We start from the raw sequence: 24,531 nt of genomic DNA, 5'->3' as shown, positions 1-24,531 counted from the left end.
CCGTGAGAAGCAATATAGGCTTCAGTCACTATCGCAGGAAGGCTCAAAACATGGGTATATCATTCAGCATTTGTGAATGATCGGGGAAAGACATGGACCGGCTGCGTGCTTATGAAGTCTTCGTGACCGTGGTGAGCCGCGGCAGCTTCACGCGCGCCGCCGATGCGCTCGAGACGTCGCCCGCCAACGTGACCCGCTACGTGAATGAGCTGGAAGCGCACCTGGGCACACGTCTGCTGAATCGCACCTCGCGCAGGCTTTCGCTGACCGAGGGCGGCGAGACCCTTTACGCCCGCTGCAAATCGATTCTCGACGACGTCACCGAGACTGAAGGGCTTGTGTCATCGGCCTCGGTCGAACCGCGCGGCCGATTGCGCATCAATGCGCCTGTGAGCTTCGGCATTCTGCATCTGGCGCCGCTATGGCCCGAGTTCATGCGGAAATATCCCGGCGTGGAACTCGATGTCGCGCTGATTGACCGCGTCGTCGATATCGTCGAGGAAGGCTACGACCTCGCCATCCGCATCTCACGCGCCGGTTCGACCAGCCACGCAGCACGCAAGCTGGCGACATCGAGAAACATTCTGTGTGCGTCGCCGGAGTACCTGGCGCGTTGCGGATACCCTGCTGAGCCAGCCGACTTGATCGAGCATCAATGCATCGGCTACTCGTACGCCGCCACCGGTGACGAGTGGCAACTGATGGACAGTGAGCGCAAAGCGCACACCGTGAAGGTCAACTGCCACATGCATACCAACAACGGCGATACCGCACGTGCGGCTGCGCTCGCCGGGCAAGGCGTGATCTGGCAACCCACCTTTCTTATCGGCAATGACCTGCGCACCGGCAAGCTGGTTCAGGTATTGCCTGACTATCGCTTGCCTGACATCGACGTACTTGCGTTGTATCCGAGCCGTCGGCATCTGAGTGCAAAGATACGCGCGGTGGTCGATTTTCTGATCGAGGCGTTCGGCGGCGTGCCGCCGTGGGATCGGGATGAGGGAGGTTGAACGAAGGTCACGTCGCCTCCGCTCACGATTTGCCACTACCCGGCGCGGCTGAAGCTCGATGCTGCTGCCACCGGATACGCGCCGATTTGCCTGCGACGCGTATTCGGCAAGCAGTCACTCACCCACCGAACACTTCCATCATCTGCGCATTGAAGTTATTGACGAAGGCGTGCTCTCCGGGTCCCGGGTTCGCGCGGAACGCCTTCGCCCCTTCAACCAGTACCTCATCCGCGTCCGTTCCGAGGACAGCGATCGTTTCGTCGATGAAGGCGTCAAGCGGCATTGCCTGTTCGGCCTCGCGGCTGTTCATGAGGTCCGTGCGCACCCAGGGCGGTGCGATTTCGAGTACGCGAACCTTCGTGTCCCGCAGCATGAAGCGTTGCGAGAGGACGTACGAATGCAGCGCCGCCTTGGTCGACGAATACACCGACGTCACGGCCAACGGAACGAAAGCGAGGACCGAGCTCGTATAGGCGACGACAGCGTCGTTCCGGGTCTTGAGATGATCGAGCAGCGCGGACGTCATGCGGATCGGCCCGATGAGATTGGTCGTGACGGTGGACACCAGCAGCGCGTCGTCGATGTGGCCGCCCGCCTGGTCGGGCTCCATGATCCCAGCGTTGTTGATCAGCACGTTGAGGTCGGGATAGTCCGCGATCAGTTGCGCCGCTACCTTCTCGATGCTGGCCGGGTCGGCAATGTCGAGCTCGATTGCAGACATGCCGGGATTCGCTGCCACCACCTCGTCGAGGTGGCCGCGCCGGCGGCCGCTGATGATGACCTTGTTGCCGCGCTTGTGGAGTGCTTCGGCAAGCCCGCGGCCAATGCCAGAACCGCCGCCCGTAATGAAGATCGTGTTTCCGGTGAGTTTCATGATCGTATTCCTGATGAAGTTGATTTGCTGTAGATGAGGTGGGCGTAGTCAGGCAGGGAAGCTGTCGCCGAACATCGGCAGACCGCTCGCTGATTCGGCCCGGGTCGCTTCGTCCTGAAGCACGTCCCAGTGCTCGGCGAGCTTGCCGTTTTCAAAGCGGACGACGTCGGCTGCTATCCACGCAGCGGGCCGGCCGTGTCCCGAGAAGCGCCCATGTGCAATGACGTAGTCGCCTTCGGCCAGGATCAGTTGGTTCTCATAGCGCAAGGTGTCGGGCAGCGTGCGAATCAGGCCGAACAGGCCGTCGCGTCCTGGCGCGATATGAGCGCTATGTTGGATGTAGCGATCGGACCAGAAGCGCTCAGCGGCTGCGTAGTCGCGCTTGTTGAACAGGGTGTCGAATGCTTCCAGCACGAGCGCCTTGTTCTGTTCAGGGGTTGTCTTCGTCATGGTGATGCCCTCTTTCAAGAGTGAGGTGACGACGCACTCAGGCGTCGAATAACCGTGGTGCCTCCTGTTGCCTGGACACTCAGGTAAAGAACGCTATACTTAAAACAATGGTGAATGACATTGTCATTGAAGCGGATTGTGGGCGACCGCTCTGGCGATGTCAATGGTGATCACCATTGTATTTTTCGATCGGTCTTATTAGGTCGCTATCGACCAAAGGGAGGGAAAGTGGGTGTTTCCAGGCAGCAAGCGATGGAAAACCGGCACGCAATCGTGGCTGCGGCTGAAAAGCTGTTTCGCGAGCGTGGCGTCGATGCGGTCGGTCTCGCCGAGTTGATGAAGGCGGCGGGCTTTACGCAGGGCGGTTTCTACAACCACTTCAAATCAAAAGACGCGCTGGTCGCCGCGGTGATGGAAAAGGCGATGGAAGAAGGGGGAGAGGCTTATGCCGCCCTGATCGACGGCGCGAAGTCATCTGGCGCTGACCCGGTCAAGTACAACATTGAGTGGTACCTGTCTCCCGAGCATCGCGCGAATATTGAGGCGGGGTGCCCGTGGTCGGGTTTTGTAGGCGACGCCCGCCGATTCGACGACGTCGCACGCGGCGCTTACGCAGAGGGGCTCGCGGTGAACCTCGACCGATTCGCCAAGGTCATCGAAGAGACCGAGGGGATCAGCGAAGGCGGTCGCAGCAAGGCGATCACTTTGTTTAGTCAGATGGTCGGCGCGCTGCTGCTTTCGCGTGCTGTTGCAGATGTTGACCCGCCGCTCGCGGATGAAATTCTTGACGAGGGTCGCCGGCATCTTCTCGCTGCGGTGGAGACGCAGGCTGAAACTCAATCGCGCGGACACTCGCGGCGGCGTTAGCTCAATGTGTAGTGCAGCGGTGTGCGTCAGTCATCGATATCGACAGGCACGCCCAATCCAACCTTCACGCGGCTCATGCTCACGAGCGTCTTGAAGCGCTTCACATTGTTATTGGAAAAGAACAACTGCCGGGTCAGGTCGTTGTATTGCTCCATGTCCCGCACTGTGAAGATCAAGACGAAATCCCATTCCCCCGCGACGTAGTAGCACTGCTGGATCTGCGGGCATTGCTCAAAGGTCCGCTTCATGGAATCGAGCAGGTCGATCTGCTCGCTCTCGACTTCCACCATGGAGACGATGGTGAGAGGACAGCCCACCTTTTCGGGCGCAACGATCGCTGTGTACCGGTCAATCACGCCGTCTTCGGCGAGGCGGCGCAAACGGCGGTTCACCGCGGCAGTCGAGAGGTTGACCCGGGCGCCAAGTTCGTTTTGCGGGAGTTGAGCGTCCTGCTGGACCTCGGCTAACAGCTTGCGATCGAAAGCGTCGAGAGTGATAGCCATGAGGCGGGTCCTTGTGCGAAAGCGAGAAATTATTGCGCCGGGGCCCCAGATTTAGGGATTAATTTGAGCACGTCAAGCAATATTATTTTGGCATTGGTTGACGTATCGATTCCCCGTGGCGGGGAATCTGATGGTCCTGCCCGACATTCATTAACAGGAGCCGCACCGCAATGCTGATCGCGAACGAGCGCGCGTCGCACACCGACTACCCGAACGAGCTGAAGGTAGTTCTCAACGTAGAGGCCGCCGAACAGAGCCGCGCATGGCTAAAGAACTGGGCGCTTCTCGGTTCCTCCGCTACGCCGCTATGGGATCTTCCCGATGCGGCGGCGCGATTTGGCGTGGCGCGTCTGTGCATCAAAGACGAATCCGTCCGCTCTCCACTCGGTAGCTTCAAGGCGCTGGGCGCGCCTATTGCGCTCGTGCGCCTGATTTTGCGTTTGTGGCCCGAGCACAATCTCGACCCGAAGGGGTTGATCCAGGGACGCTACAAGGACATGCTCACAAACTTCGTCGTGATCAGCGCGACCGACGGCAACCATGGCAAAGCCCTGGCCGCCGCGGCACAAACAATCGGATGCAACTGCGTGATCGTCCTGCACGCCAACGTGAGCGCTGAACGCGAGCAGGCCATCGCCGCATACGGTGCGCAGATCATTCGTATCAAGGGCAACTACGACGAGTCGGTCGAAGAAGCTGCGCGCCTCGCAAAAGACGACGGTTGGCATGTGGTCTCAGACACATCCTATGAAGGATATGAAGCCATTCCTCGCGACGTCATGCAGGGCTACGGCGCGATCGCGGCCGAGATCGTCGAGCAATCCGAAAGTCATGCTGACGAATGCGCCTTCACCCATGTATTTCTGCAAGGCGGTGTCGGCGGTCTTGCCGCCGGGGTCGCTAGCTATCTTTGGGAAATTCACGGCAGCAAACGCCCACGCTTCGTTGTTGTCGAGCCGCAGCAGGCAGACTGCCTGTATCAAAGTGCACGCGAAGGCCGGGCGGCGAAAGCAACCGGCTCCGTCGATTCAATCATGGCCGGCCTTGCATGCGGCGAAGCTTCACCGCTCGCGTGGAAAATCCTCGAGTCGTGCGTCGACGATTTCATGACGATCAGCGACGAAGACGCGATTACCGCGATGCGCACGCTCGCAGTTGGAACGGATGCGGATGTTCCGCTGGTAGTCGGTGAATCCGGCGCAGCGGGCTACGCGGGCCTCGAAGTCCTCATGCAGGATTCGCAACTGGCACGCGCCGCCGGCCTGGTTAAAGATTCGCGCGTTCTCGTGATCAGCACCGAGGGAGCAACGGCGCCGTCGGTCTACCGTGAATGCGTGGGTGAAACGGCCGACTCGGTGCTTTCACGTCAGGCTCAATGGCTCGAAGCCGCGGTTCGATAAGACAAGCTGAATGGTCACCGAAAAAGAGGTAGACGCTATGGAAATCGCCTTGCAATCGCAGTTGAAGAGTTGGCGTCAGCATCTGCACCAGAACCCGGAAACCGGCTTCGAGGAAGTCGCGACTTCGGACTATGTCGCGCGCGCCTTGAAGGCCCTCGGCCTCGACGTGCACCGAGGAATCGGCGGCACCGGACTCGTCGCCAATCTTACGGTTGGCAACGGCCGAGGTGTGATTGGTCTGCGCGCCGACATGGATGCACTGAATATCGCGGAGAACGCACCGGACCGCCCGTATGCCTCGCGAACGCAAGGCAAGATGCACGCCTGCGGACACGACGGACATATGTCGATGATTCTCGGCGCGGCGCGCCTGCTTGCCGAAAAGAAGAATTTCAACGGCACCGTACGATTCATTTTTCAACCGGCCGAAGAACATGGCCGCGGTGCGAAAGCAATGATGAACGACGGGCTTTTCGAGCGATATCCTGTCGACGCGATCTTTGGCGCGCACAACATGCCCGGTATGGCCGCCGGAACCTTCGCGACACGCGCGGGCGGCATTATGGCCAGCGAAGACAATTTCGTCATCCATATCAAAGCCTGTGGCACGCATGCAGCGAGACCGCACATGGGCGTCGATCCGATTGTGATCGCGTCGCAAATCGTGCTGGCATTGCAGACAATCGTGTCCCGCAACCTCGATCCAAGCCTGCAGGCGGTGATCTCCTGCACGGAGTTCATTACGGATGGCATCCGCAACGTCATCCCGTCGAACGTAACGATCAAGGGCGACACACGCAGCTACATGCCCGAAGTCCAGACCATGCTGGCAAACCGCATGCGAGAAATCAGCGAAGGGATCTGCCACGCGCACGGGGCTGAATGTGCGTTCGAATACACGCACGAATTCGCGCCTACGGTGAATTCACCGGAATATGTGGACCTTGCCGTTTCGGCCGCGCGCAATATCGTAGGCGCAGATAACGTCGACGCCGGCGTGCAACCCATGATGATCTCCGAGGATTTCGGCGCGTTCCTTCAGGCAGTACCGGGCAACTTCATTTTCATCGGCAATGGCGAGACGGGGGAGGAAGGGAGTACGCCACTCCACAACGCCACCTACGATTTCAACGACGAGATCTTGCTCACCGGTGCGCGATATTTTGCTGAAATCGCGCGGCTCGCGCTCCCTTCTGCCTGAGCTACGTCCCCTTGCTGCCCGGCATCAGAGACCGGCGCTGGCCGCGGTTTTTGATGAGCGTCAGGCGGGGGAATCACCCGCCTTCGCAGCCTTTATGGCGGCGCACTCAAGCATGGCTTCGCCGATCACGTTTTCTCCCCGCTCGTTGAGAGCAGCGCCGGCCCCTTCGATATCCCGCACTTCCTTGTTCTGGCCGAGCTTGATCTTCCCGACCAGGCGCGTGATTTCGATCTCAACGCCGACGATCGCCTTGAGCATCATATCGATGTAGTCGGCGGTGCTGTCCGTCATCTTCCACGGACGAGTCTGGGAGGCTTCATGAGTCCGTGTGAGGCGAGCGACAAGCCCGCGAACATAGCGTTCGTCATCGCGGATGGTCACCCGGCCGTGCGCGTGGACCACCCTGTAGTTCCATGTCGGCACCTGCTTGTGCAACTCGTGCTTGCTCGGATACCAGTTGGGCGAGATGTAAGCGTCGCCCGCGCGAAACACGACTAGTACCTCGTCCCCGTTGGCCACGTCCTGCCAGACCGGATTGGCGCGAGCCACGTGAGCATGAAGGACGCCGTACGCGCCCTCGCCGGCTTTCAGATCAAACGGAATGTGGTTGGCGTCCAGACCGCTTTTGCCATGCGTGATCAGCGTGCCGAACGGATTCTCTGTGATCAGCGCGTGCAGCACCTCGGTGCGCGGTTCATCAAAATGAGTGGGTACGTACATAGGGGCTCCGTGATGAGTGCAGCGATGCGCTAACCCTCATTGCAGGCAACGCCGGTGCGGCAGGCCTGGAAAGAATTGTGGCGGCAAACTGGTTTATATTGTAGAACCAGTTTGGATCATTTTCTTTGGACCAGAAAGCCATGGCTCGCAAACCGAAAGCGGTGGACGTTCCGGCGATCGGCATGCTGGATCGAGCCGCGGGCCATTTGGGTCGCCAGCTCGCCCAGGCACTCCGCGAGGCCGTCCGCCGTGGCGACCTCAAACCCGGTGAAGTGCTCCCCTCCACGCGCACCTTAGCTGCGTCCTTGCATGTTGCACGGGGAACCGTCGTCGAGGCATTCGAGCAACTGATCGCCGAAGGCTTTCTGCAATCGCAGCCTGGCTCCGACACGCGCGTGGCGCAATCGTTGACGCTCCCTGCCGATGTCCGAGGGCGGTCCTCATCCGTTGAAACTGCCCCGCTTCCAGAACGCGCCCATCTTTTCGCACAGGTTGCACGTCAATTTTCTGCCGTGCCGCAAGCGCCTTTTGCAGTTTCAGTACCCATTGGCCCTGCCGCTCCGGACGATATCTGGCGCCGGCTCGGCAACCGGCTGCGCGCCCGCGGACCCGGCGCGCCGGCGGGGTATGGCGACCCACAAGGAGCGTTGGCGCTGCGCGAAGCAGTGGCCGACTACGTCAGGAAATCGCGCTCGGTTCGTTGCGAGGCGGAACAGGTGATCATCACGAGCGGCACACAGCAAGGCCTTTACCTGTCATGCCAGGTACTACTCGATGGCGATGCCTCGGCGTGGGTAGAGGACCCGGCGTATCGGGGCATTACGGCTATTCTGGAAAGCACCGGTCGCCCGGAACGCATGATCCGGGTACCCGTCGATGCGGAGGGCCTCAACGTCGATGAGGGTATCAAGCTGGCACCACACGCACGGGCGGCATTCGTCACGTCGTCGCACCAATATCCTCTCGGAATGCCATTGAGCATGGCGCGGCGCAACGCGCTGTTGGCGTGGGCCCGCGCGAACAACGCCTGGGTGGTCGAAGACGACTACGACAGCGAGCTGCGTTATGCGGGACACCCGTTTCCGTCGCTGCAGGGACTCGACCCTAACCGGGTGGTCTATCTCGGCACCTTTAGCAAGATCCTGTTTCCGTCATTGCGGCTCGGCTATGCCGTCGTCCCGCAGAACCTCGTGGAGGCATTCTGCGGCGCGCGCGTGCTCATGGATCGCAATCCCCCGAACGCAGATCAGCATGTACTGGCGGCTTTCATCGCGGAAGGCCATCTGGATCGTCACATCCGGCGTATTCGCGGCGTCTATGCGGATCGCCGCGCGTGCATCATCGAGACGCTCGAGCGACTGCTGCCGAAAGAGGTCGCCTGGTTGCAGCCGAGCGATCAGGGCATGCACCTTGTGCTTTGGCTCGGAGGGAATGTCGACGACAGGTTGGTCGCGTCGTTAGCGGGCGAACGCGGCGTTGCTGTACGAGCGGTGTCGCCCATGTATTCAGGTGGAAAAGGTCCAATGGGTTTGATACTGGGTCTCGGCGGTTTCAGCGACGCCGAAATTGAAACTGCTACTCAACGTCTCGCCGCGTGTATCGCGGCTGCGGCAAAAGCGGCGCGCCGTGCGAATCCGCAGGGCGCCGCTACCGTTAAAGCGTAACCCGCGCACTAGCCTTGCTGCGCTTGCCAGCCGATGCCAAGACTCTTCTGCAGTGACACAAAGTCCTTGAGCAATTCGGCCTGTCCCGCGACCACATTCTGCTGCGCGGTGAATTCTTCGCGTTGCGTGTCGAGCAGATCGATCAGCGTGGCGACACCGGCGGAATAGCGCTGCCGCATCAGCGTGGCCGAGTGGCTTGCTGAGGTTTCCACCTTTTGCAGCGTGACGACATGATCGCGCTGATGCCCATAGCGCGAGAGCGACGAGTTCGCGTCCTGCAGCGCACCGAGCACGGCCTTCGTATAACGCGCCTCGGCTTCGTCGCGCGATGCCTCGGCTGCGTGCACGCTGCCCAGTGTGCGGCCAAAATCGAACGCGTTCCATTGCAGATACGGCGCGGTGATCCAACTGAAATTGTTCTTGCGCACGAGATGCCCCGGATCGCCCGCGCTGAAGCCGATATCGCCGAGCAACGTCACCTTCGGGAAAAAATCCGCGATGTGTTCGCCGATCTGCGCATTGCTCGACGCAAGCCGCCGCTCCGCCGCGCGAATGTCGGGACGCTGCTGCAACATCGCCGACGGATCGCCGATCGCCACTGTCCCGGGCAACGCCGGCAGCGGCCGTGTACCTGCGAGTTGCTGGTCTAGCGCGCCGGGCTCACGGCCGGTCAGTACGGCGAGACGATCGAGCGAATCGGTGAGTTGCGCGTCAAGCGGAATCAGCGTTGCGCGTGTGTTTTCAACCTGCGTGCTCAGCCGTTCCACATCGAGGTCTGCTGCCGTGCCACGCTCCCGGCGCTGCTGCGTGAGCGTCAACATCTTCTGTTCGGTCTCTGCCTGACGCCGCGCGAGTTCAAGCCGCGTCTGCTGGTCGCGCAGTTCGATGTAGACCTGCGCAACCTCAGCCGCGAGCGACACCTGGGTGTCCGCGAGATCGGCGTCGACGGCTTCCGCATCCGCGGACGCCGCTTCGATAGCGCGCCGCGTGCCGCCAAACAGATCGATTTCCCACGTGGCGTCGAAGCCTGCGGTGTAGAGCTGCAACGGGCCGCGACCCGACGATGTGCTACTGCCTGAGCTGAGCGAACTCAGATCAGGCGAGCGCATGCGCAGCGCTGCAGCATCGCCGGAGATTTTCGGCAATTCGTTCGCACGTTGCTTCTGCAGTTGTGAACGCGATTCCCGCAAGCGGGCCTGCGCAATATGCACGTCGGGACTATGCGCAAAGGCCGCGGCAATGAGATCGTTCAACTGCGGATCGTTGAATGCGAGCCACCACTGGTTCGGCGCGGGCGTCGCGGTCGTACCGGCAGCCGGCGCACGCACGAAGGTCGCGCTGCTGCGGGCGTCCTGCGCAACCGGCGGCGCGCCGTGATAATCCGGGCCGACCGTGCAACCCGACAAGGCGGACAAAAGCACGGCGGCGGCCAGTGCGATAGACGAGGGACGGTTGAACATCATGGTGTGATGAAAAAACATTAGTGTCCGGCGGAAGAAGGCGGCGGTGCGTTCCGGCTGGGTGTTTTCAGAAGCAGCGCAAGCGGAATGCAGGCGATCAGCGCGATGCCGAGCAGATAGAAGGTCTCCGAATAGGTCATCACGATGGCCTGCTGCTGGATTTGCGCGCCGAGTTGCCCAAGCGCGCGCACCTGCGAGTACGCCATGTCGCCCGTATGGGCGAACCAGTTCGCCGCGTTCGCCGTCAGGCTCTCCTGCCCAATCAGCGAATTGGCACTGACCGACTCGCGGATCATCGCGGTATGAAAGGTCGTGCGCCGGTCGATCACGGTACCGATGATCGCAAGGCCGATCGATCCGCCTAGGTTGCGCGCCATGTTGTAGAGACCGGCGGCGTCGCCGGAATCTTCGCGCGACACGGCCGCCATCGACGCTTGATTGAGCGGCATCATCGCGAGCATCTGGGCGGTGCCGCGTATCAGTTGCGACCAGATGAAATCGTGCCCGACGCTCTGTGCCGTCAACTCAATGTCGATCATGCAACTGATTGCGTACAACACCAGCCCGGTAATCACCAGCACGCGGAAATCGACCTTGCCAAGCAGCCGCGGCAGGATCGGCATGATCATGAAGGCCGGCAGCCCGGAAAGCAGCATGATCGCGCCGGACTGTTCGGCGTTGTAGCCCGCGACCACCCCGAGAAACTGCGGCAGCAGATACGAGACACCATAAAGCGCTGCGCCGACCGCGGACACAATCACGATCACGCTGGCGTAGTTCGGGTTGCGCATCAGACCCAGGCGCACGATCGGCTTCTTTGCGGTCATTTGCGAGGCGGCGATCAGGATCATGCCGAAGAGCGACACGCAGGTGAGCGACACAATCATCGACGATTCGAACCAGCGCTCGCGCTGGCCTTCCTCGAGCACGACCGTGAGCGAACTGAGGCCGATCGCCAGACCGACGATGCCAAGCCAATCCGCCTTGAAAAACGCCTCCCAGTGCGGCCGGTCTGACGGCAGGCCGACGATCAACAGCGTCATCAGCGCAAGGCAGATCGGCAGATTCATGAAGAAGCACCAGCTCCAGCTGATGTTCTCCGCGAGCCAGCCACCGACGACCGGTCCAAGCAGCGGCCCGAGCAATACGATCAAGCCGAACATGGTCATGCCGACCGGCATCTGCGATAGCGGCAAGCGTGTGCGGATGATGGTCTGCGCCGTCGGAATCAGCGCGCCGCCCGTGAAGCCCTGGCCGATTCGGCCGGCGATCATCATGGGTAAGGTGTGCGACCAGCCGCACATCATCGAAAAGGCAATGAAAAGCGCCGCATTGGTGAGCAGAAAGTTGCGCAGGCCGAACACGCGAGTAAGCCACGCCGCCAGCGGAATCATCACGATTTCCGACATCAGATAGCCGGTCGAAATCCAGGTGCCTTCCGTACCGGTGGCGCCGATTTCGCCCTGGATCTGCGGCAGCGCGGAGTTCGTGATCGAGATGTCGAGCGTCGCCATCAGGGCGCCGAGCGCGCCCGCGGCGACGGCGATCCAGTCGCCGACGCTGGCTCGCTCTTCCCCACGCGGTGCGGCGGCGGGAGTTGTGGTTCCCGATTCAGCCACGATGGTTCTCGCTGTCGATACGTGCGTCACGATCGCGCGCCGAACGTGTGTCGACATCCACGGTTACTGACAGCCCCGGCAAGAGCACGCTGCGCGTCTCCGTGCCCGTGTCGATGCGAATCCGCACGGGCACGCGCTGCACGATCTTGGTGAAGTTGCCCGTGGCATTTTCCGGCGGCAGCAATGCGAATTGCGAGCCCGTGCCTGGCGAGAAACTGTCGATCACGCCGTGCAGCGTATGACCGGGCAACGCGTCGACATGCATTTCCACCGGCTGACCGACGCGCATCCCACCCACTTGCGTTTCCTTGAAGTTCGCCAGCAAATAGGTGCTTTGGACCGGCACGACCGTCAGCATCCGCGTGCCGGGTTGCACGTACTGACCCACGCGCACGGTGCGATCGCCGACCTTGCCGCCAAGGACACTGCGCACCACGGTGTTGTCGAGATCGAGTTGCGACTGCTGTGCGCTGGCCTGGGCCGCTTCGAGTTGCGCACGCGCCTGAGCGAGCTGCGCGGTAGCCGAACCAATCTGCGAGCGTGCGGCCTCGACCGCCGCCGCATTCGCGGCAAGCGTGGCATTCGCCTGATCGCGGCTGCTGGTCAATTCCGCCAACCGTTCGCTGCTTTCAGCGCCGGTAGCAACGAGCGGCGCGTAGCGCCGCACTTCGTCGCTCGCATGCTGCGCACTAACGCGCGCCACCTGCTGCTGCGCCTGGGCCTGCGCAATGTTGGACTGCTGCTGCTTGATGTCGGCCTGCGCGCGTTCGATGTCGGCCTTGCGGGCATCGATCGTGGCCCGCGCCTGGTCGAGCGCGACCTGATACTGGCGGGCGTCGAGATGAACAAGCGGATCGCCCGGCTTCACGACCTGGTTGTCCGCGACGTAAACTTCCGTAACGTAACCGGCAATCTTGGGCGCCACGGTGACGCTGTCGGCCTGCAGATAGGCGTCGTCGGTGCTTTCGATGAAGCGGCCCACGGTCCACCAGCGGGCGAGCCAGACGGCGCCGACGATCAGCGCGACCACGCCGAGCGCGATCAGCACCGTGCGCCGGCTGGGACGCCTCGCGCCTGCTGCGGGCGAATCTTCGGCGGGTATCGGGCGGGAGGGAGAGCCTGCAGTCGCTGACATCGTATCGGTCCAATTGTTTCCACGTGGCACAATTATTCCAGTTGATCAAATTGTGTCAAGTGATATATTTCTTACGAATTCCCGCACTACGCGTAATGGAGAAAGATGCATGAGCACCGCAAAGAAGCTGCGCCGCTCGCCGGAAGGCGGCTATGCACGCGGCGACGAAACGCGGCACCGGATCATCGAGGCGGCGATCGAACTGTTTGGTGAACATGGTTTCGAGGGCGCGTCGACACGCGACATCGCGGCCCGCGCCGGCGTCAACGCGCCCGCGCTGCAGTACTACTTCGAGAATAAGGAAGGGGTGTATCGCGCCTGCGTCGAGATGCTCGCTGACGACGCATGGGAGACATTCGGCCCGGCCATCGAACATGCGCAGGAAGCGCTGCGTGAAAACGCCGACACGCCGGCGTTGATCGACGCCTTCATCGGCATTCAGACAGCGATCGCGCACGGCGCTTTCGTCAAGGCAAGCAAGCCCGGCCGGCGGATGTTCTTCGCACGCGAGCAGGCGGGACATGAACCTCAGAGCGCCATGCAGATTTTCGGCTGCCGGATCCGCCAGCCGCTCAACGACGTCAGCGTGGCGCTAGTGGCGCGAATTTCCGGGCGCGCTGTCGACGATCCGGTCATCTTGATCCGCACCTTCAGCCTGCATGGGCAACTGGTGATTTTTCACCTCGCGCATCCGTCCAAACTGTCGATGCTCGGCTGGAAGAGCATCGACGCGGAGAAGGCGGCACTGCTCACGGCGACCGTCCGCGATCAGACTCGCACGCTGCTCGAGCATTGGAGCCGGGAACGTGACGAGGCGCACACGCCTCCCGCGCAAACCACGAGCAAAGGAAAGCCGCGCAAGCAGCAGTGATCTCATGCCGGCGCCCAGATCACTGCCTGCCGACCCATTGGGCAAGATGCCATTACAATCCAGCACTTCGAACCGACAACGGTGATTTGCGCCATGAGATATCCCCTTGCATTGACACTCGCCGCGGTCATTGCAACCGCCAGCACGATCGCGACCGCCCAAACCTCCGCGGGCAGCGACACACCCAAACTGCAGTGCGCCATCGGGTATGTCACCGGCGTCGGCGGATCGGCGCAGAGTTTTCGTGAATATCTTGCGACCCCCGACCGGGACAAGTACCGCTACGTTGCTGATAACCCGATTCAATGCAAAATCTCAGACGAAGGTCGCGCGTCAGCCTGTACCGGCGTGACAAACCTTCGGAATGAAAAAGTCAGTGTGTACGACGACGTCGACAATGCGACGATGGCCGTGGTCGCGCGCGTGGAACTCGAGCACGGGACTTACCCGGTGATCATCGTCGTGCGACGGCAGGATGTGAAGTGCGAGGAGTGAGCGCTGTCTGGCGCGTCATTGACAATCGCCGGTTGGGTTCGAGCAGCAACCCAGCCGGCGAAGAGACGATTACGACTCGAAGACGCCGTTGTGATCAACGGCGTTTCATTTTAATCACGCGCGAAATCTGACCCAGCGTAAATCCGGTGTTCTGCACATATTTGGCGTAGTCGAGCGGCGCAGTGAACGATTCATCGGTGACGTACTCGCCCATGTAACGGAATCGGTCAGTTGCTGTTCGGACAAAAACAGGAAGCGGCTCGGTCTGTCGCGCGAGCGTGCGGCCGGCCGCACGTGCGGCGGCGCTGCTATCGCAGACGATCACATCCGGGGCATAGGGGTTGAGGTCCTGACGCAATCGCGCAGCGACGACCTTGCCGCCCTTCGTAGGCAAGAATGCCTGCTTGCATCCTCCCGTCACCCTGTGAATGTCTTCCCGGGAATACTCTTTTCCAATTTCAAACATGATTTTTCTCCGAAGAATGACGCCTGGCTGTAGAGCAGCGGCGTCAAGCGGAGCGATGATATCGAGCTGTGTCTAAAGCCGTTGTATAAAGAGCGAGCTTCTTGATAAAGAAGGTATGTGGGTCGGGCGCCATAGCAAAACGTGCGCTTAGATATGCTGACTTTATGCTACTCACCCCGTAGTTTTATAAATTCGTTATACCGTTGATGACAGAATTTCGAGGTCGCAGAGCGAGGGTCTAAATGAGTCGGCCGGAATCACCCTCTCTGTCTCTGCGGCCTTACCGTTCGCGTTCTTTCGTAGACGGTTGCCGCAAGCGCTTGTAGGAACACGCCGAGGTGTTTGGGGGCGAAAATCGCACGACGTGCATGGATCGGCCATACGCCAAGGATCTGTTTCTACGAGTGCTTGCGACAGCGTTGCGCTACTCGCGACGAAGGAATCTGCCCAGTATCAAGTTACCCCGACGATTCAATGCATGTGGGACCGAACAACGGCGTCTTTCGGAGGTGTCCGATCCACCGGCACCTCGTCGGCGGACTCCAACGCATCGATGCTCGAGTCAGTGCGGTTGAGCATCGCGCGGGCCTTGTTCATATCGAGCGCCCCTTCCCATCGAGCGACCACAATCGTCGCCACCCCGTTGCCGATCAGGTTCGTAACGGCACGAGCTTCGTTGAGGAAGCGATCGACGCCTAGCAGCAGCACCAGTCCAGACACAGGGATTTTGTGCATCGAGGCCAGCGTGGCAGCCAGCGCGACGAATCCGGCTCCGGCCACGCCCGCAGACCCTTTGGACGTCAGCAGCAGCACTCCGAGGAGCAGCAACTGATCTCCGATAGTCAAGTGGATATTCATCGCTTGCGCAACGAACATCGAGGCCATGGTCAGATAGATCGCCGTGCCGTCGGCGTTAAAGGTATAGCCCGTGGGCAGCACCATCCCGACCACGGGGCGTGAACACCCCAACTTTTCCATTTTGATGAGCATCTGCGGGAGCACCGCTTCAGTCGACGCTGTACCGAGGGTAATGAATATCTCGTCCTTGATGTAGCGAAGATACTTCCACAGCGACAGTCCGCTCATCCGCATGACAGCACCAAGTACAACGACCACGAAGAAGATCGAGGTCAGGTAGAGGCACAGCATCAGTTGGCCGAACGATGCCAGCGTGCCAATTCCGTACTTCGCAATGGTAAATGCCATGCCGCCAAAGGCGCCGATGGGCGCGACATACATCACGATTCGCACGACACCGAACATGCCCTGAAGGAACATGTCGAGCATATCGACGAACGGCGCGGTGCGAGGACCAAGCCTGGCGAGGGAGATGGCGAGCAGGAGCGAAAAGAAGATGATGGGCAGGATATCCCCATTTGCGAACGCTCCGACAATGCTGTTCGGAACGATGCTCATGAAGAAATCGAGCATGCCATGCTGCTGTGCCGCATGGGTGTAGCTGGAAATGGCCGAACTGTCGATATGCGCGGGGTCAATGTTCATACCGCTGCCCGGCTTGATGACGTTCACGATTACAAGGCCAACAGCGAGCGCAATCGTCGATGCAATTTCGAAGTAGACGACCGCCTTGACGCCAACGCGACCGGCCGCGTGAAGATCATTCATGCGTGCAATGCCGACCACAACGGACGCGAAAATGATCGGCGCAAGCAGCATCCGGATCAGCTTGATGAACAGATCGCCGAGAGGTTTGAGCTGAGAACCGATGTCAGGGTAGAAATGGCCGACGAGGACACCGGCAACAATGCCAATCAGAACCTGTACGTAGAGCTTGGAAAGAGCTTTTCCGATCTTTGAAACCCGCATGACTGTCTCCTATGCGTGGCATCTTTTAATGAAAGTCAGGACCAGTCGCCGCAGCGGGATCTACCGCAGCGGCGAGCACGAACTGACTTCGCGTGCGTTCGTTTTGTCTATTCTTATGAACGCTGCGCCGGCGCTTTTGTCGGCGCGTTTTGCCGTTTGAAGGCTTATGCGGACAGCTTTTGCATTTCGGCGAAAAGATCCGCTTTTCCTTCGAAGCCGATGCCGGGCAGATCCGGCATGGTGATGAAGCCGTTCTCCACCTTCACGCCGTCGGGAAAGCCGCCATAAGGCTGGAACAGGTCCGGATACGATTCATTGCCACCTAGACCGAGTCCAGCCGCAATGTTCAACGACATCTGGTGTCCGCCGTGCGGAATACAGCGGCTCGGCGACCAGCCGTGCTGACGCAGCATGTCGAGCGTGCGCAGATACTCCACCAGGCCATAGCTCAGCGCGCAGTCGAACTGCAACCAGTCCCGATCCGGACGCATCCCGCCGTAACGGATCAGGTTGCGTGCGTCCTGCATCGAGAACAGGTCTTCGCCAGTCGCCATCGGCTTGTCGTAGTAGTTGCGCAGCGTAGCCTGCAACTCGTAGTCGAGCGGGTCGCCCGGTTCTTCGTACCAGAACAGGTCGTATTGCGACAGCGCCTTCGCGTACTGGATCGCGGTGTCGAGGTCGAAGCGGCCATTGGCATCGACAGCGAGTTTCTGACCATCACCGAGTACGCTCAGGATCGAGTCGATGCGGCGCAGATCTTCATCGAGCGAAGCGCCGCCGATCTTCTTCTTCACCACCGTATAGCCTCGGTCGATGTAGCTGCGCATTTCGTCTTTCAGCTTCTCGTGATCCTGGCCCGGGTAGTAGTAACCACCGGCCGCGTACACGAAGATCTTGCGATCGGGTTGGCCATTGCCGTAACGGTCGGCCAGTAACTGGAACAGCGGCTTGCCTTCGATCTTCGCCACCGCATCCCAGATCGCCATGTCGATCGTGCCGATGGCGACCGAGCGCTCGCCATGACCGCCCGGCTTTTCGTTCGTGAACATGGTCGCCCAGATCTTGTGCGGATCGAGGTTGTCGCCGGCATCGTTGACGAGCGTGGCGGGATCGGCTTCGAGAATGCGCGGAATGAAACGCTCGCGCATCAGCTTGCCCTGGCCGTAGCGGCCGTTGGAGTTGAAGCCGTAACCCACAACCGGCTTTCCGTCCCGGATGACATCCGTCACCACGGCGACGAGACTCAGCGTCATCTTGCTGAAGTCAATATAGGCATTCCGGATCGGGGAACTGATCGGAACGGTTTTTTCGCGGATTTCAACGATTCTCATGACGGTGTCTCCTGAGTTTTGGGCACGTTTTGCATGCGTCCGGCTGCAATGGAAACTAGCTTATCCGCGAAAGGAGAGATTAGAATTCACTTCAATTCATTTCATTTTTTACTTTAGGTGAACAACTGAAGTGACAACTGACTCAGCCTCCGACTTCGAGTTTTTCATCCTCCTCGCCAGACTCAAGAGCTTGTCGGGCGCGGCGCGGGCGCTCGATCTCACCCCGCCGGCCGCGACCAAACGCCTGGGGCTGATGGAACAAAGACTGGGGGCGCGCTTAGTCAACCGGACAACGCGGAGTGTCAGCCTGACGCCCGAGGGCGAGACCTATCTGCGCTACGCGACACAGATCGTCGGGCAAGTCCGGCAGATGGAGGACGAGATATCGGGGGCTCGATCCGATCCCCACGGACTGTTACGCGTGAATGCGACGCTCGGCTTCGGGCGCACGACCATCGCACCGCTTGTGTCCGAATTCGCGAAGCGCTTTCCCAACGTGGAGATCCAGTTCGAAGTAACCGACCGGCCTATCGATCTGGTGGAGGAAGCGTTCGATATGGCGATCCGTTTTGGCGAGCTCCCCGACGGCCGGCTTAGCGCCCGGCGCATCATGAGCAATCGTCGTTTTCTTTGCGCCTCCCCGAAATACCTCGAGCGGTTCGGGACACCGGAGCGTGTAGAAGATCTCGTTCGGCACCGTTGCATCATTCATCGGCAGAACGATGATGCCTATGGCGTGTGGCGGTATATGCAGGGGGACCACACCGAGGCGTTGAAAGTCAAAGGCGCACTATCGAGCAATGATGGCGATATTGTGCTGAGGTGGGCGCTCGACGGGCATGGGATATTGATTCGTTCCGAATGGGATCTCGCGAAGTATGTCCAAAGTGGGCGGCTCAAACTGGTCTTGCCGGAAACGGTGCTGCCCTCAGCGGACCTCTTCGTCTACTATCCGAGCCAGCGAAACCAGACGGCCCGCGCCCGCGCATTCATCGACTTTCTGATCGATCGGTTTCAAGCACCGTTTATACCTGTCGAAACTGGCGCTTCGATCTACGATCAGAAAAAGAAAGCGGGCCGCAAGCCATAAGTCACGCAGACGCGAACAATGCAGCGGCCCAATCGGCAAACACCCTCACCTTGGTGCTATATCGTCGGCTAGGCGGATACGCGATATAGATCTCAAGCGGGTCCGGTCGCCATCGCGTGAGAATGGGTACAAGTTTCTTCTGCTTGATGAACGGGCGAGCCATGAAGTCCAATGTGTGCACGATCCCCAAACCAGCCAGTGCAGTTGCAATGTGTGAATTGCTCTCGCTGACAAGAACGTCATTGCGTACACGGCCAAGCGTGATCGTCTCCTCGTCCTTGCAAAATACAAGGGGCTGCGTCACACCCGTACTGGCAGAAAAATATCCCGCAACAGGCAGCTTGTTGTCCACGATTTCCTGAGGGTGTTTCGGCGTGCCGTACTTCGCGAGATACGCGGGACTCGCACATGTGGTCCACGCAAGCTTCCCGATCGGATGCGTCACCAGATCCGGATCGTCGGCCGTACTGCGAATTGCGCAGTCTATGTTTTCGGCGACGAGATCCGCGGTACGGTCAGTGACGCTTAGTTGGACCTGTATGTCCGGATAACGCTCGAGAAAGGTCGGCAACGCGGGAATGAGAATGCCGCTTGCTGTCGATCCGCCAGCGTCGACTCTGAGCACACCACGCGGGCTCGCCTCCTCCCGACCCAGCGTCGCCTCGATGTCATCGAGCTCGCTGAGAAGTTGCCGCATGCGCTCATAGTAAGCCGCGCCATAGGTCGTCACACTGACGCGCCGCGTATTGCGCTCCAGCAGCTTTACGCCAAGGTGCGCTTCCAGTGACTGGACCCATTTGCTTGCCGTGGCGTTGGGCATATTCAGAGAAAGGGCCGCCCGCCCAAAGCCTCCTGTCTCGACAACGCGAACAAAAATACGGATGGCCTGCAGATGATCCATGGATCTACCTCGTCGATTATCCATCCATGTGGATAGATAAACCACAATATACATATTTATCTGCGTGGGTGTTTAAACTAAGCTGGGCTCACTGATCCACGTAACCGATCCACGTAACTGAACCACACAGCTCAAGCAGGAGCCCTGAAATGACAACGTCTCTCTACGACAACATCCATTCGACCAAGCATGCGGGAAAGGTGGCGCTCGTAACCGGCGGCAGCACCGGAATCGGCCTCGCTACCGCCAAACGCCTCGCTCGCGAAGGTGCAACGGTGTTTATCACTGGTCGACGCCAGGCGGAATTAGACGCTGCGGTATCTGAAATCGGGCACGGGGCACGCGCGATTCGTGGCGACATTTCGTCGGCGGAGGACCTTAAGAAAGTCGTCGACACGGTGTCCGCGGAACATCAGCGGATAGACATTCTCTTTGCCAATGCGGGCGGCGGCGAGTTCTCCCCGCTTGGACAGATCACCGAAGCGCAATTCGACAAGTACTTCGACATCAACGTGAAAGGCACCTTGCAAACCGTGCAGAGTGCATTGCCGTTCATGCGGGCCGGTAGCGCCATCGTAATCACAGGATCGATCACATCGATACAAGGGGTACCGGCGTTCGGTGTCTACGCCGCCACCAAGGCCGCCTTGCGCTCCTTCGCACGCACCTGGGCATCGGATCTCAAAGGCCGCGACATCCGCGTCAATGTGGTCGCGCCTGGTGTCGTCGTCACGCCTGCGTACAAGACCGAACTCAAGCTGAGCGACGAACAGATCGAAGCCTATTGCAAAGAGGTTGCCGAAACGACACCGCTTGGCCGTGTCGGCAGCACCGATGAAATCGCCAAGGCAGTTTCCTTTCTCGCCTCCGACGATGCCAGCTATATCACCGGGATAGAACTGTTCGTTGATGGCGGACGCGTGCAAGTCTGATTTTTTCAGCGCCGTATTGATGGCGGGTGGACATTAGAAAATTAGAAACCATCTGGCTGCCTGAGGGTGTCTTCGTCGATCCGGACGGTGAGAAACGCCGCAGGCGCGGCCAGTCCGCGCGACCTAAGCCGCCGGATCGCCCGAATTCGCCCGCTGCATACCTGCCTCGCGTGCCGCACGCCGTTGCCGGCGCTCCAGCCGATCCTCCTGCAACACCCGCCGCCCGGTGCGCGAAGCGAGCACCAGCGTGATCGCTAGCAACCCCGTACCGAGCAGGTAGCTCGGTGGAATGAAGTGCCCGTCCGTGAAACGCGCCACCAGCGAGATATAGAACGGCGCCAACCCGCCAAACAGCATGACCGAGGTGTTATACGAAATAGCCACGCCGGTGGAGCGCCCCTGCACGGTGAAAATCTTGACCAGCATCCCTGGATGCGCGGCACCCTGCAGCGTCAGGAATAGGATGCCGACAATCCGTACGATCATCAGACGGCTTTCAGTGGGGTCGGCCAGTAAGTACGCGAACAACGGAAAGACGCAGATCAGCCAGCCCACGATAAAGAAAAAGAACAGCCGATACGCGCCGACACGGTCCGCCACCATGCCGAATACCGGCGACAGAACGCACATCACGATACTCGTGACGAATATCCCTTGCAGCGACGAACTGAGCGACAGATGCAACTGAATCTGCGCGTAGGTTGGCAGATAGGCATTCCACACATAGTTCAGCGACGTGCCGGCGATCATCACGCCCATCGCGCACACTACGGCGTCGCCGTTCTCGCGCACGAAATCGCGTAGCCGCTCGCCCATGGGCGCCCGTGCCGCGGGGCGCGCCTGCAAGCGGTTGAATTCATCCGATTCGGCGACATGATGGCGGATGTAAAAGCCGATGGGCCCGACCAGCGCGCCGATCATGAACGGCACGCGCCATCCCCAACTATCCAGTTCCGCATGCGACAGGTGACGCGACAGCAGGTAACTGCATCCCGAAGACAACATCGCGGCGATCCCGATCGACAGCATATTGAAGCTGCCGTAAAACATCTTCCGGTTGGGCGGCGCAACCTCGTAAATCGTCACCGACGACAGCGCGAATTGCGCGCCCACCGCGAAGCCTTGCACCAGGCGGCCGATCACCACCAGCAGAGGCGCGACGAGCCCAAGGGTCGCGAAGCCCGGGGTCAGCCCCAGGATCAGCGAGCCCACCGACATCAGCACCATGATCCACGACAGTACCTTCACCCGCCCGACCCGGTCAGCGGCCATGCCCATCGCCACGCCGCCGATCGGACGGACCAGGAAACCGACCGCGAAGGTCGCGAACGTTAGCAGCAATGCACCGCTGCGATCGACGTTAGGGAAAAACACCCGCGCGATTGTGCTCGAAAAATAGGAGTACACCATGAAGTCGAACCACTCGAAGGTGCCTCCTATCACCGTCGATACGATGGTTTTCCAGACCTTCCCTGAGTCGCTTTGGGCGTTCATGTGTTTATCCTCCGGCCCGCAGGGTGCGCAACGTCTGCGCAAAGAACTCCTGAACCACCTCGACGACCTGCATGCCGTTGTGGGCGATATTCGCCATCTCATCGAAACGCACGCGAATGCCGGCGGCCTCGAACGACGCCTTCAGCGTACGCAGCCGTTCCGGGCGCGTCGCGCCGGCATCGTTGATACCTGGCATATACATCGGGCTATCTTCGGATACCGTGATTTCCCAGGTTTCCAGATCTGCACGGCCCACCACCATCTGCACCGGCACACGTTGCAAGGTGGCCAGATCGAACGGCTTGCCGAAATGGCGCTCGAAACCGCCCGTGCCTAGCCACCAGTCTTTCGTGTCATCGAGCACGGTGACGTTGCCCGGTGCGCCGATCGACGCGGCCCAGAGCCGCTCCGGATGCGCGTACGCAAAGCGGTTCACATACTGCCCACCGCCCGAATAGCCGAACAGTGCGAACTTGTCGAAGTGCTTGCCATAACGCTCGCCCACTTCGGTCACCATGTCGAGCAGCACTTTGTCGTAACGGATGTCGCCTTCGATCAGGCGCTTGAAGCCGCTGCGCTCGCCATCGCCGCGCACGCCCACCGGAAACAACGGGCACAGCACGATGCATCGGTTCCAACGGCCGAAAGGCGCGAACGCATCGCGATACTGCGTGAACTGACGCCCCGTGCCATGCATCACGACGACCAGTTCCACATCGTTGCCGGGTGTCAGGACTTCGGGCGGCACGTACAGCACATACGGAAAGCGCGAATCGTGGCGACTTGCGTACACGGTGGTCGAACCCAGGTCGTACAGCGCCTGCGCTTTCTCGTGACCCGGAGCGGATCGCGTCTCTGCTTCGAACATCTGTCATTCCTCTCTGACGATTTCAGCGGTGTCGTGTATGCCTCGCGCTGCGAGGCACGCGTGTTTGTTCACAGCTCAAGCCGCTTCGGCGAGCGGCTCGTGGTGCAGGCTGTAACGGGTAAAGATGCGATTGAGCGCGGGCATCGGTGCGACATCCATTTCCCCAGCGGCCGGCACCATGACGATCATCGCGACCGTCGCGGTCATCGTGTGACGTGTACCCGGACGCGGCGGACGGCACACCGAAAACGGCGTGGCGAACGCGTCGAACAGCGCGGCCTTGACCGCATCGCGATCCACCTTCGGTGCGGCCGTCAGCAACTGACGTACGCGCCAGTCGCGGTAATAGCTGTCCGGTGAGCTCTCGCAACCGGTATCCAGCAACTTGGTGCGGGCGACCGGGCTGATCCAATGGTTCGCATGCACGATCATCTGGTCGTCGTCCGGATAGATCGGGAAGGCTTCGTTCGGCGCGCATTCGAAATCGATGCCGAAGCCCTCGGCCATCCCGAGCATGATGTTGTTCGAACACGATTTCGGCGTGGTGGCGATCACCCGCAACGCGTTCGCAAACACCGGCTCTTCCAGCACGCGCCGACGCAGCAGCGACAGCGGCACGCCCAGTTGCATGAAGTCGCGCTCGGACTCGAGATAGTTCGCGGTGATCGACACGCCCGCGGCATTGAACCCGCTGCGTGCGAGGCCGCCCGCTTCAACGAAGGTCAGGAAATCGGGGCCGTTATCGTTGCGTACGCGCAAGACGATGCCGGTATCGACGCAATCGGCCTTCCAGTCCCAGTTCTGTGCATGGATCAACTGCCCGGTCGACGTGCGCGACGGCAGCACGAGCACGCCGGTACAGCCGTCTTCGTCGTCGGCCTGCAGCGCCATTTCGGCTCGCGCCTTGGCCAGCACCTCGGTACGGGCATTGATCATCACGATGTCTTCGAACAGCACTTCCGCACCGGTGGCGATGCCGCGCATCTCGTCTAGATACTCCGGTTGAAATTCGCCGATGACCTGTTCGAGCGAGCGGATCAGCGCCGTCTGCGACGCTTCGCTGTAGCCGAGATTGCGCAGCGTCTGGCCGTAGCGGGATGCGCTCAGGCGCACCCGCGCCGCCGCCGCACGGCCATATTGCAAACCGCGCTCATACGGTTTGCCGGACACGCTGACGAATGGAAACTGCTGGATTTGCGACATGTGTGGGACTCCTCACCCTGGCTGCCACCGACGACATGAAGCGGAACTAAGCCCGCGCTGACGCCATCGGCCTGATTTGTGACAGATCGATTTTCATTGGCCACAAACAAAATAAAAAGCGTTATTTTCTTTACCAAAAGGAAAGAAAAA

24 protein-coding genes are annotated in these 24,531 nt (G+C 60.3%); 10 read left to right on the top strand and 14 right to left on the bottom strand.

Translation table 11 applies throughout. The features are described 5' to 3' along the window. The first annotated feature begins 92 nt into the window (after positions 1-92). Positions 93-1,010, top strand: a complete 918-nt coding sequence (locus tag KHO30_RS03875) for a LysR family transcriptional regulator (RefSeq protein WP_211700103.1) — start codon at positions 93-95, stop codon at positions 1,008-1,010. 118 nt (positions 1,011-1,128) lie between these two features. On the opposite strand, the gene KHO30_RS03870 is transcribed toward KHO30_RS03875, so the two are convergent. Together KHO30_RS03870 and KHO30_RS03865 are read right to left on the bottom strand one after the other, a co-directional pair. After that, positions 1,129-1,884, bottom strand: coding sequence for an SDR family oxidoreductase (locus tag KHO30_RS03870; protein ID WP_211700102.1), 756 nt, complete (start codon positions 1,882-1,884; stop codon positions 1,129-1,131). A 48-nt stretch (positions 1,885-1,932) separates the two neighbouring features. Then, positions 1,933-2,334 (bottom strand): nuclear transport factor 2 family protein, encoded by a 402-nt coding sequence (locus KHO30_RS03865; protein ID WP_200618979.1) that lies wholly within the window; start codon positions 2,332-2,334, stop codon positions 1,933-1,935. Between the two features lie 228 nt (positions 2,335-2,562). Between KHO30_RS03865 and KHO30_RS03860 the strand changes: the two genes are divergently transcribed. After that, a complete protein-coding gene (locus KHO30_RS03860) occupies positions 2,563-3,201 on the top strand; it encodes a TetR/AcrR family transcriptional regulator (protein ID WP_211700968.1) in 639 nt (212 codons plus the stop codon). A gap of 26 nt (positions 3,202-3,227) precedes the next feature. On the opposite strand, the gene KHO30_RS03855 is transcribed toward KHO30_RS03860, so the two are convergent. Beyond that, positions 3,228-3,704 (bottom strand): Lrp/AsnC family transcriptional regulator, encoded by a 477-nt coding sequence (locus tag KHO30_RS03855; protein ID WP_093636822.1) that lies wholly within the window; start codon positions 3,702-3,704, stop codon positions 3,228-3,230. Between the two features lie 170 nt (positions 3,705-3,874). On the opposite strand from KHO30_RS03855, the gene KHO30_RS03850 reads away from it, so the two are divergent. Beyond that, positions 3,875-5,104 carry a diaminopropionate ammonia-lyase gene (locus tag KHO30_RS03850; protein ID WP_211700101.1) on the top strand — a complete coding sequence of 410 codons (1,230 nt, stop codon included), beginning with the start codon at positions 3,875-3,877 and terminating at the stop codon, positions 5,102-5,104. Between the two features lie 37 nt (positions 5,105-5,141). Continuing rightward, positions 5,142-6,305: a M20 aminoacylase family protein gene (locus tag KHO30_RS03845; protein WP_211700967.1), complete on the top strand. Its 1,164-nt coding sequence runs from the start codon at positions 5,142-5,144 to the stop codon at positions 6,303-6,305. Between the two features lie 60 nt (positions 6,306-6,365). Here the strand turns inward: KHO30_RS03845 and KHO30_RS03840 are convergent, their stop codons facing one another. After that, positions 6,366-7,025 (bottom strand): FMN-binding negative transcriptional regulator, encoded by a 660-nt coding sequence (locus KHO30_RS03840; RefSeq protein WP_200651798.1) that lies wholly within the window; start codon positions 7,023-7,025, stop codon positions 6,366-6,368. Positions 7,026-7,165: 140 nt separating this feature from the next. On the opposite strand from KHO30_RS03840, the gene pdxR reads away from it, so the two are divergent. After that, on the top strand, positions 7,166-8,689 hold the full coding sequence (gene pdxR, locus KHO30_RS03835; RefSeq protein ID WP_211700100.1) for a MocR-like pyridoxine biosynthesis transcription factor PdxR: 1,524 nt from the start codon (positions 7,166-7,168) through the stop codon (positions 8,687-8,689). A gap of 8 nt (positions 8,690-8,697) precedes the next feature. Here pdxR and KHO30_RS03830 read toward each other — a convergent pair whose 3' ends face one another. Genes KHO30_RS03830 through KHO30_RS03820 form a run of 3 tightly spaced genes read right to left on the bottom strand, consistent with a single transcriptional unit; the run spans position 8,698 to position 12,903 of the window. Beyond that, complete coding sequence (locus tag KHO30_RS03830) at positions 8,698-10,152, bottom strand: efflux transporter outer membrane subunit (protein ID WP_093637180.1); 1,455 nt, start codon at positions 10,150-10,152, stop codon at positions 8,698-8,700. 17 nt (positions 10,153-10,169) lie between these two features. Then, the gene (locus tag KHO30_RS03825; RefSeq protein WP_211700099.1) at positions 10,170-11,768 is read right to left on the bottom strand and encodes an MDR family MFS transporter; all 1,599 of its coding nucleotides are present in this window, start codon (positions 11,766-11,768) and stop codon (positions 10,170-10,172) included. Further along, complete coding sequence (locus tag KHO30_RS03820) at positions 11,761-12,903, bottom strand: HlyD family secretion protein (RefSeq protein WP_234486619.1); 1,143 nt, start codon at positions 12,901-12,903, stop codon at positions 11,761-11,763. Before KHO30_RS03820 ends, KHO30_RS03825 begins: the two co-directional genes overlap by 8 nt. A 109-nt stretch (positions 12,904-13,012) precedes the next feature. On the opposite strand from KHO30_RS03820, the gene KHO30_RS03815 reads away from it, so the two are divergent. After that, positions 13,013-13,774: a CerR family C-terminal domain-containing protein gene (locus KHO30_RS03815; protein ID WP_211700098.1), complete on the top strand. Its 762-nt coding sequence runs from the start codon at positions 13,013-13,015 to the stop codon at positions 13,772-13,774. Between the two features lie 93 nt (positions 13,775-13,867). Continuing rightward, the gene (locus KHO30_RS03810) at positions 13,868-14,269 is read left to right on the top strand and encodes a hypothetical protein (protein WP_211700097.1); all 402 of its coding nucleotides are present in this window, start codon (positions 13,868-13,870) and stop codon (positions 14,267-14,269) included. A gap of 94 nt (positions 14,270-14,363) precedes the next feature. On the opposite strand, the gene KHO30_RS03805 is transcribed toward KHO30_RS03810, so the two are convergent. Next, positions 14,364-14,735, bottom strand: coding sequence for a DUF6697 family protein (locus KHO30_RS03805; RefSeq protein ID WP_054033757.1), 372 nt, complete (start codon positions 14,733-14,735; stop codon positions 14,364-14,366). Between the two features lie 471 nt (positions 14,736-15,206). Continuing rightward, complete coding sequence (gene dctA, locus KHO30_RS03800) at positions 15,207-16,562, bottom strand: C4-dicarboxylate transporter DctA (RefSeq protein ID WP_200618972.1); 1,356 nt, start codon at positions 16,560-16,562, stop codon at positions 15,207-15,209. Here dctA and KHO30_RS03795 point away from each other — a divergent pair. Next, a complete protein-coding gene (locus tag KHO30_RS03795) occupies positions 16,561-16,722 on the top strand; it encodes a hypothetical protein (protein ID WP_211700096.1) in 162 nt (53 codons plus the stop codon). The two genes, dctA and KHO30_RS03795, sit on opposite strands and share 2 nt — an antisense overlap. A 4-nt stretch (positions 16,723-16,726) precedes the next feature. Here KHO30_RS03795 and KHO30_RS03790 read toward each other — a convergent pair whose 3' ends face one another. Then, complete coding sequence (locus KHO30_RS03790; protein ID WP_054033760.1) at positions 16,727-17,893, bottom strand: mandelate racemase/muconate lactonizing enzyme family protein; 1,167 nt, start codon at positions 17,891-17,893, stop codon at positions 16,727-16,729. A gap of 130 nt (positions 17,894-18,023) precedes the next feature. Between KHO30_RS03790 and KHO30_RS03785 the strand changes: the two genes are divergently transcribed. After that, positions 18,024-18,983: a LysR family transcriptional regulator gene (locus KHO30_RS03785; protein WP_211700095.1), complete on the top strand. Its 960-nt coding sequence runs from the start codon at positions 18,024-18,026 to the stop codon at positions 18,981-18,983. 1 nt (position 18,984) lies between these two features. Here KHO30_RS03785 and KHO30_RS03780 read toward each other — a convergent pair whose 3' ends face one another. Beyond that, a complete protein-coding gene (locus KHO30_RS03780) occupies positions 18,985-19,884 on the bottom strand; it encodes a LysR family transcriptional regulator (RefSeq protein WP_211700094.1) in 900 nt (299 codons plus the stop codon). Positions 19,885-20,033: 149 nt separating this feature from the next. Here KHO30_RS03780 and KHO30_RS03775 point away from each other — a divergent pair, with 149 nt between their 5' ends. Further along, complete coding sequence (locus tag KHO30_RS03775; RefSeq protein ID WP_093636790.1) at positions 20,034-20,816, top strand: SDR family NAD(P)-dependent oxidoreductase; 783 nt, start codon at positions 20,034-20,036, stop codon at positions 20,814-20,816. 123 nt (positions 20,817-20,939) lie between these two features. Here the strand turns inward: KHO30_RS03775 and KHO30_RS03770 are convergent, their stop codons facing one another. The 3 genes from KHO30_RS03770 to KHO30_RS03760 form a co-directional block, all read right to left on the bottom strand. Continuing rightward, the gene (locus tag KHO30_RS03770; RefSeq protein WP_211700093.1) at positions 20,940-22,310 is read right to left on the bottom strand and encodes an MFS transporter; all 1,371 of its coding nucleotides are present in this window, start codon (positions 22,308-22,310) and stop codon (positions 20,940-20,942) included. Positions 22,311-22,314: 4 nt separating this feature from the next. Next, positions 22,315-23,067: an alpha/beta hydrolase gene (locus KHO30_RS03765; RefSeq protein ID WP_200651824.1), complete on the bottom strand. Its 753-nt coding sequence runs from the start codon at positions 23,065-23,067 to the stop codon at positions 22,315-22,317. A 186-nt stretch (positions 23,068-23,253) separates the two neighbouring features. Further along, positions 23,254-24,381, bottom strand: coding sequence for a C45 family autoproteolytic acyltransferase/hydrolase (locus KHO30_RS03760; RefSeq protein ID WP_211700092.1), 1,128 nt, complete (start codon positions 24,379-24,381; stop codon positions 23,254-23,256). Positions 24,382-24,531 lie beyond the last annotated feature (150 nt).

It is taken from the genome of Paraburkholderia aspalathi (assembly GCF_905220735.1).
Lineage (GTDB): Bacteria > Pseudomonadota > Gammaproteobacteria > Burkholderiales > Burkholderiaceae > Paraburkholderia > Paraburkholderia aspalathi.
The sequence above is the reverse complement of the archived record's forward strand: the minus strand, read 5'-3'. Positions and strand labels throughout refer to the sequence as shown.

Excerpts from the sequence above, each read along its gene's own strand:
- KHO30_RS03875 (WP_211700103.1), top strand. The coding sequence starts at position 93 with ATGGACCGGCTGCGTGCTTATGAAGTCTTCGTGACCGTGGTGAGCCGC.
- KHO30_RS03870 (WP_211700102.1), bottom strand. The coding sequence starts at position 1,884 with ATGAAACTCACCGGAAACACGATCTTCATTACGGGCGGCGGTTCTGGC.
- KHO30_RS03865 (WP_200618979.1), bottom strand. The coding sequence starts at position 2,334 with ATGACGAAGACAACCCCTGAACAGAACAAGGCGCTCGTGCTGGAAGCA.
- KHO30_RS03855 (WP_093636822.1), bottom strand. The coding sequence starts at position 3,704 with ATGGCTATCACTCTCGACGCTTTCGATCGCAAGCTGTTAGCCGAGGTC.
- KHO30_RS03850 (WP_211700101.1), top strand. The coding sequence starts at position 3,875 with ATGCTGATCGCGAACGAGCGCGCGTCGCACACCGACTACCCGAACGAG.
- KHO30_RS03845 (WP_211700967.1), top strand. The coding sequence starts at position 5,142 with ATGGAAATCGCCTTGCAATCGCAGTTGAAGAGTTGGCGTCAGCATCTG.
- KHO30_RS03840 (WP_200651798.1), bottom strand. The coding sequence starts at position 7,025 with ATGTACGTACCCACTCATTTTGATGAACCGCGCACCGAGGTGCTGCAC.
- pdxR (WP_211700100.1), top strand. The coding sequence starts at position 7,166 with ATGGCTCGCAAACCGAAAGCGGTGGACGTTCCGGCGATCGGCATGCTG.
- KHO30_RS03830 (WP_093637180.1), bottom strand. The coding sequence starts at position 10,152 with ATGATGTTCAACCGTCCCTCGTCTATCGCACTGGCCGCCGCCGTGCTT.
- KHO30_RS03820 (WP_234486619.1), bottom strand. The coding sequence starts at position 12,903 with ATGTCAGCGACTGCAGGCTCTCCCTCCCGCCCGATACCCGCCGAAGAT.
- KHO30_RS03815 (WP_211700098.1), top strand. The coding sequence starts at position 13,013 with ATGAGCACCGCAAAGAAGCTGCGCCGCTCGCCGGAAGGCGGCTATGCA.
- KHO30_RS03810 (WP_211700097.1), top strand. The coding sequence starts at position 13,868 with ATGAGATATCCCCTTGCATTGACACTCGCCGCGGTCATTGCAACCGCC.
- KHO30_RS03805 (WP_054033757.1), bottom strand. The coding sequence starts at position 14,735 with ATGTTTGAAATTGGAAAAGAGTATTCCCGGGAAGACATTCACAGGGTG.
- KHO30_RS03795 (WP_211700096.1), top strand. The coding sequence starts at position 16,561 with ATGACTGTCTCCTATGCGTGGCATCTTTTAATGAAAGTCAGGACCAGT.
- dctA (WP_200618972.1), bottom strand. The coding sequence starts at position 16,562 with ATGCGGGTTTCAAAGATCGGAAAAGCTCTTTCCAAGCTCTACGTACAG.
- KHO30_RS03790 (WP_054033760.1), bottom strand. The coding sequence starts at position 17,893 with ATGAGAATCGTTGAAATCCGCGAAAAAACCGTTCCGATCAGTTCCCCG.
- KHO30_RS03780 (WP_211700094.1), bottom strand. The coding sequence starts at position 19,884 with ATGGATCATCTGCAGGCCATCCGTATTTTTGTTCGCGTTGTCGAGACA.
- KHO30_RS03775 (WP_093636790.1), top strand. The coding sequence starts at position 20,034 with ATGACAACGTCTCTCTACGACAACATCCATTCGACCAAGCATGCGGGA.
- KHO30_RS03770 (WP_211700093.1), bottom strand. The coding sequence starts at position 22,310 with ATGAACGCCCAAAGCGACTCAGGGAAGGTCTGGAAAACCATCGTATCG.
- KHO30_RS03760 (WP_211700092.1), bottom strand. The coding sequence starts at position 24,381 with ATGTCGCAAATCCAGCAGTTTCCATTCGTCAGCGTGTCCGGCAAACCG.